The 688-nt window shown below is 44.3% G+C and carries 1 protein-coding gene and 1 pseudogene; both read left to right on the top strand.

Annotated features, from left to right (window positions below; genetic code table 11):
- The coding region (locus AC1M87_RS14755; RefSeq protein WP_035270774.1) for a 3-oxoacid CoA-transferase subunit A at positions 1 to 585 on the top strand (585 nt) is incomplete at its 5' end.
- A 20-nt stretch (positions 586 to 605) separates the two neighbouring features.
- A pseudogene (locus tag AC1M87_RS14750) lies at positions 606 to 688 on the top strand (CoA-transferase); the annotation flags it as partial.

Genomic DNA, 688 nt, shown 5'->3' with positions numbered 1-688 from the left:
GCAGGTCAGCCTGCTGAACTCATCGATGGCTTAATTGAACTCGGTATTAAAGACTTAGTGATCGTCAACAACAACGCAGGTAATGGTGATTACGGCTTGGCTAAACTGTTACAAGCAGGCGCTGTACGTAAAATCATCTGTTCTTTTCCTCGTCAGTCTGACTCTTATGTCTTCGATGAACTCTACCGTGCAGGCAAAATCGAGTTAGAACTTGTACCGCAAGGCAACTTGGCTTGCCGTATTCAAGCGGCGGGTATGGGCTTAGGTCCAATCTACACACCAACAGGTTTTGGTACTTTGCTCGCTGAAGGCAAACCAACCATGAATTATGAAGGTAAAGACTACGTTTTAGAAAATCCAATCAAAGCTGACTTTGCGTTAATTAAAGCGCATAAGGGAGATCGCTGGGGGAACTTGGTGTACCGTAAATCTGCACGTAACTTTGGTCCAATTATGGCCATGGCAGCAGATATCACCATCGCGCAAGTATCAGAAGTCGTGGAACTCGGTGCCTTAGATCCTGAACACATCATCACCCCTGGGATCTTTGTACAACACGTTGTACAAGTTCAACCTGCGCAGTAATTTGAGATTGGAGAAATAAAATGAGTTATCAAAAATTAACCCGTGATCAAATTGCTGAACGTGTTGCACAAGATATTCCTGATGGTGCTTATGTCAACCTTGG

Source organism: Acinetobacter sp. 24-47-62, assembly GCF_056779765.1.
Note: the sequence above shows the minus strand (reverse complement) of the source record. Positions and strands in the feature narration are given on the sequence as shown.